General features: G+C 32.8%; 5 protein-coding genes and 1 rRNA gene. 4 read left to right on the forward strand and 2 right to left on the reverse strand.

Features of this window, described 5'->3' with window-relative positions; all coding sequences use genetic code 11:
• Nucleotides 1-255 precede the first annotated feature (255 nt).
• The 4 genes from ACLU24_RS01865 to ACLU24_RS01880 all read left to right on the forward strand — a co-directional run bounded on the left by ACLU24_RS01865 (nucleotide 256) and on the right by ACLU24_RS01880 (nucleotide 4,308).
• Complete coding sequence (locus tag ACLU24_RS01865) at nucleotides 256-1,434, forward strand: enhanced serine sensitivity protein SseB (protein ID WP_412609958.1); 1,179 nt, start codon at nucleotides 256-258, stop codon at nucleotides 1,432-1,434.
• Nucleotides 1,435-1,452: 18 nt separating this feature from the next.
• Nucleotides 1,453-1,992 carry a GNAT family N-acetyltransferase gene (locus ACLU24_RS01870; RefSeq protein ID WP_412609960.1) on the forward strand — a complete coding sequence of 180 codons (540 nt, stop codon included), beginning with the start codon at nucleotides 1,453-1,455 and terminating at the stop codon, nucleotides 1,990-1,992.
• 1,010 nt (nucleotides 1,993-3,002) lie between these two features.
• Nucleotides 3,003-3,119, forward strand: a 5S ribosomal RNA gene (gene rrf, locus ACLU24_RS01875).
• Nucleotides 3,120-3,183: 64 nt separating this feature from the next.
• Nucleotides 3,184-4,308 (forward strand): SGNH/GDSL hydrolase family protein, encoded by a 1,125-nt coding sequence (locus tag ACLU24_RS01880; protein ID WP_412609962.1) that lies wholly within the window; start codon nucleotides 3,184-3,186, stop codon nucleotides 4,306-4,308.
• A 57-nt stretch (nucleotides 4,309-4,365) separates the two neighbouring features.
• Here ACLU24_RS01880 and ACLU24_RS01885 read toward each other — a convergent pair whose 3' ends face one another.
• Both ACLU24_RS01885 and ACLU24_RS01890 read right to left on the reverse strand, forming a co-directional pair.
• Nucleotides 4,366-4,887: a hypothetical protein gene (locus tag ACLU24_RS01885; RefSeq protein WP_412609964.1), complete on the reverse strand. Its 522-nt coding sequence runs from the start codon at nucleotides 4,885-4,887 to the stop codon at nucleotides 4,366-4,368.
• 40 nt (nucleotides 4,888-4,927) lie between these two features.
• Nucleotides 4,928-5,434 carry a cysteine hydrolase family protein gene (locus tag ACLU24_RS01890; protein ID WP_412609966.1) on the reverse strand — a complete coding sequence of 169 codons (507 nt, stop codon included), beginning with the start codon at nucleotides 5,432-5,434 and terminating at the stop codon, nucleotides 4,928-4,930.
• Nucleotides 5,435-5,715: the final 281 nt, after the last annotated feature.

Genomic DNA, 5,715 nt, shown 5'->3' on the forward strand with positions numbered 1-5,715 from the left:
AGTTAATCGGTAGTTTCTTCGACCGCGGCAATAAACTTACCTTGTAAGTGTCGAGCGAGGCTTGCCGAGCGATTACGCGTCTTGTCCAGTGTGGTCACACACCGCGTTTTGTTCAGTGCGGTCACGCACAACTTTTGGGTAAATATATTAAATTTGTCAAAAATAGTTGAGAATTTTTAAAATTTGAATTATAATAATACCATAGAAAGTTTTAATACTTCAATTAGAAAATATTTTAAATTAAGGAGCAATGATATGTCAGAGGTTCAAAAATTTATAAAAAAATACGCTGAAACTAATAAGAAATTTTATATAACAGAAGTTATAGACAGAATTAAAAACCAAGATATGATTTGGGTGGCTTATTCGCCTGTTACTCATAACTATCATATGGATATTTTTGAGGGAAAGACAATTTCATTCATATTTTCGGAGAAAGAATACTATAATGTTTATGAGGAGAAACTTAAAAGCAAAGGAATGACTATTGCCCCTGCTGAGTGTAAGGTTGCAGATAGAACAGAGCTTTTTATGGAACTTTATAGAAGCGGAATAGAGCTTATTGCGATTGATGAGGGTCAGCAATATCTTATAATCAGTCTTTTTGATATAATAAGAAAGCCAGATTTCTCTAATATTCCGGAAGTACAGCGACCTGTGCTTAATCCAAGTCTTGTCGCAGCAGCGGATAATTTCTTTCAGGCACTTGCATTTAAGCGTCCTACAAGAGAACTTGAAGCCAAGATGTTTATGGAGATTTATAAGGCAAGATATTTGATGCCATTTGACCCGACACAACTTAAAGCTAATCCTGAAAATATGGTAGATGGTAAGCTTGTTGTTAAGGATAAGAGTCAATTTAAGATTCCGCTTATTACAAATGCTGATGGAAAGAATTTCTTTGCTTTCTTCACAGATTGGATTGAATTCAGAAAATTTGATAAACAGAAAAAGCTTAGCGGAAATATCATAGGCTTTGAAGACCTGAAGTATTTTAGTAAGCAGGAAAATGGAGTAGTTATAAATCCATTTGGTTTTAATCTTATTCTTGATGAAAATATGATAAATGTTATAGAATCTACGGTTTCAGGCAAGCAAGATGTTAATATTGAGAAGCTTACAGTTGAAAAGGATACGAAGGTTATGCTTGGCGACCCTAAGGAGAAACCAACAGAACTGATTGAGGCTATAAGCAAGTGTTTAGAAAAACATAATGAGGTTAAATCAGCATATCTCAAGCTTATGGTTAAGGATAATGTTGAAAGCTGGTTGCTTGTAATAGATTTTGATGGCGAAAAAAATGCCCTCTTTGGAGATATTGCAAAATCGGCGCTTGCTTATTCAAAGGGCAAAAATATAGACTTTATTAAGCTTGGCTCAGACTTTAGCAAGAATGCTATAAAAAATGCCGAGCCATTCTATAAAGCTGAATAACTTATATCAGGTGATTATATGATTCTATGCTTAACGGAGCGGTTGATTATAAGAGAATATGAGGATAGCGATGCGGACAGTATTGTCCGCATTGTTAATAATGAGGGAATTTATCGCACAACATATGCTATTCCGAGAGATTACAGCAAAAAAAGAGCAAAATGGTGGATAAAATATCTTCGCTCGAATGCAAAAAACAGAACCGGATATGAATTTGGAATGTTTCTCAAGGGGAGCGGAGAATATATTGGCAATATAGGAATAGTTAATATTAGTTCAGCACATAATAGAGGTGATATTACTTATTTTATAAATCCTGAATTATGGGGGCAAGGTTTTGCGACAGAGGGTGGCAGAGCTATGCTGAAGCTTGCTTTTGAGGGACTGAAATTAAATCGTCTTGCCGGCTGCTGTATGAGCTGTAATGGAGCATCAAGGAGAGTTATGGAAAAATTAGGCTTTAAATATGAGGGAACAGCACGAAGTGAGCTTTTAAAAGACGGCGTTTATTATGACATAGACCGTCTTGGAATGTTATCTAAGGACTATTTTCCGTAAGCTGATTTCAACGGGAAAAAGTTGAAAGAAATTGTGTTTTCAACATAGAAATGTTGAAAATGTTGAAAAGCAAATCTTTATTCTATAAGCGAAAAATGTAAAATCTTATAAAATGAGTTTAAAAAAAATTAATAACACAAAATATTGGGGTGAATTTTGGGAATTTTCTGAATTTGAATAAAAAATAATTCAACCGAACGGTGAAGTAATTTTCAACTTTTTCAACAAAAAGCTGTTGAAAAGTTTGTTGAGAACAAAAATAGCGGTTGAAATCATATAAAATCACAGCATTTTAGTGTTAAAACGGGAAAAGCCAAAGTTTTGAACTGATTTTTCAATGAAAAAAAGTCAATAACTCGGTTAAAAGTGTTGAAAACTCAGTTGAAAATGAGGAAAACTTTTTTTGAAACCTTGAATTTTACGGTATTTTTACAGGTGGAAAGATTATCAACAAATATAGTTTGAAATATTGAACTTGCGAAAAAGCAGTGAAAAATATGTCGAATTTCCTGTAAAAAACTAAACAAACTGTGTAGTACTCCTGATGTAGTGTATTTCCGCTTGATTAAACTTGCAAGATATTAAATAATAGATGAAACTTAAACGGCTATTGCTATATATAGCAGATAAGTTGTTAAATTAGAACATAGATTTGTAAATTAAAGAAATAAATCATTACATAACTGAAAAGCTATAATTATTGAATTGGATTTCAAGATTATATGATTTTCGAGGGTAACTAAAGTTGTTGGTAGAAATAGTTATTGTGAAAAGATTCAATATATATAATTTATCATTGAGTATTGTTATATATTTAAAGAGCCATTAAAACGACTTCCAATATAAAAATTTTTAAAGTAGCATATGCTATTAGACTGCATAAATACTGGATTTTTTAGAGACTTTAAAAAAAAATTTAAATTTTTTTAAAAAAACACTTGCATTTTCTGAAACAGCGTGCTATAATAATCAAGCAGTCGAGAGAACGACAGCAAAAAACAAAATAAAGAGTTGGTATTGATGACGCTGAGGGTCCACCCGTTCCCATGCCGAACACGGAAGTTAAGCTCAGTAGTGCCGAAGATACTTGATTGGTGACGATCTGGAAAAATAGGAAGATGCCAACATAAACTGAACAGCTACTACGGTAGCTGTTTTTTCTTTATATAAATTAAGATTGGAGGATAAATAATGAAAAGGATTTTAGCAACATTATTTGCACTTATTATAGTACCACTTTCAATGCAAATATATTATGCAGATGAAAGCTCTCAATCGGAAAGCAGTTTAGAAGAGAATGTAGAATCCACAGAGCAGACTGCTAAGGCAGATGAACCGAAAAGGCTCGTTGCATTGGGTGATAGCATTACTCGTGGCTACGGGCTTGCTGAGGGTGAAAAATCATATGTAGAGATATTAACAGAGGAAGGTAACTTTAAGAGCAATAACTTCGCTGTAAACGGCAGAACATCTACTGTATTGCTTGAAGATTTGCAAAAACCTTCTGAAAAAGAAAAATCTGCACTTCAACAGGCGGACTATATAGTTATGTCAATCGGTGGAAATGATATGTTATACCTTGTTGATAAGCTTGTGAATGGCGCATTGCCTTCGGATAGTGCAGAGAATCCGGCTGAAACTGTAAGGAATCTTATAGATATGGCAGGAAAATTGACGGCTGAAAATATGACCTCCGATATTTCTTACTATAAAAGTACAGTAGAAAAGATTATCAATCTGCTTAGAGAAATGAACCCTAAGGCTGAAATAGTTATGCAGACAGTTTATAATCCATTTAAGCCTATTTTCGTTGTAGCTCCAATTATGTTTGCGGATATGAAAGATGATATAGATGGTGCTTATGATAGTGTAGAAGGTTGCATAAATGGATTTAACACAGCGCTTTTTGAGCTTTCGGAAAAGTATGGATTTAAAATTGCCGATATCAGTAAGGAGTTTAAGGAATCAGATAAAAAATATATAAATATGTCGCTCTCTAACCCTGATATTCACCCAAATGCAGCGGGTCATAGGCGTATAGCGGAGATAATTGAGCAGACGATTGACCCTGATAAAATTATTTTTACTTCTGCAAGTGTTGAGAGCGGAAATGCTGAAAGCAGTAATTCAGGTAAAGTAGAAAATTCGGAAAAACTTTCAACAAATAGTGGGCAATCAGTTGAAAATTCTAAGGCGAACGCTTCTGATAGTGAAGAAATGAGTTATACACAAAGAGTTTTAATATTTGTAGGTGTTATGGCGGTTATTTCGTTTGTAATAACCTATACACGATTAAAACGCAAAAGTAGGAAATAATATAAATAAATCCCATCAGAGCGAATAGAAATGCTCTGGTGGGATTTTTCAGTTAGTTTAAATAGTGTATGAATGCCATTTATCGTCATTAAAGTCATAGCTTTTGTTATCAATTTTCCAGCCGTCCTCGGTAAGCTTTAGAACGAATTTATGTCTTTCATCTACACCTGCGTGAAAAAAGATTTTAATAGTGGCTCTCTTGCTTGATTTCATAATGAATGAAAGCTTACAGCCTTCATTTATATAAGAGTACTGTGCAGTCTGGCCAATACTTCTTGCATAGCCTTTATCAAGTAATTTTTGCGTACAAAATGTTTCTGCGATTTTGCCGTATTTCTGACAATATTCTTTCCAGAGTTCTTCGCTTTGTTGGTTAGCTATATTTTCAGGTATGACAGCTTTAGCTTTGTCTTCATCTATTTTTGTATCTTTGAAATACAGTTCCTCTTCAATATGACAAAGCTTTCTTAAAAACTCAATAAGCTGTGGTACTAATATATCTTTCATAGGAAGATATTTTTCATGAGTGTCTTCTACAATAATCTCAGGTTCGACAGCGTTGGTTTCTGTAAAATTCATATTAATCACTTTTCTCCTTTAAAAAATAACATTAAGTCTACTATATAAACTCTGCACCTTGTTGCCTAAGCTTTTTAAAATATTTTTCTTTGTTTTTATTAAGTATTGTGCTTGTGCCGATAGCATTTGTATTGACGATAACATTATAACCGTTCTTTATTGCACCTAATGCCGTCAATGCAACGCAGCCTCCGCCATCAATACCTATAACTTCAATAGTGTCTACATTTTTATTTCTTAGAAATTCGTTTAGTTTATTATTTGAAAAGGCATCTCCTACATATTTATCAAATATAAGATTAGATACGATATGTAATTCGGAAATTAACTCAGCCCCTTTTGTTCCTTTGTATGCTTTAAAGGGTATAAATTTGTTTATAAAATTATTCTTCATGAAATTTTGTATGTAGATGATTATATTTTCGCCATTATTATCTATTACATTATTTACAGCTGAAATTATTTGCTGCCTGTTGTAATTGAAAAATTTTGAGTGGTCTTTTCCTATGTATACATTTTGCATATCAATCACTAAAAGGGCTTTCATTCTATAATACCTCTGCTTATATAAGTTATATCAATGAACATTTTATCATACACCATACTAAGTTATCAAGAATCATTTTTTGTTTCATGCGGTTTATATGAGAAGTTTGTTTTGTAAAATGAAGTTAAAGAGTAGGGAAAGTTTATCTACATTTAGATGAAACTTATCGAAAAAATCCTATATATAGGAAAGAAAAAGTAAAAGCAAAAAAATCGGTAAAAAATCGAAAAAATTTCGAAAAAAGTGTTGACATTTGGGTTGGGGTATGATATTATAAACAA

Origin of the sequence: Pseudoruminococcus sp., assembly GCF_047012705.1 — a bacterium.
GTDB lineage: Bacteria > Bacillota > Clostridia > Oscillospirales > Acutalibacteraceae > Pseudoruminococcus.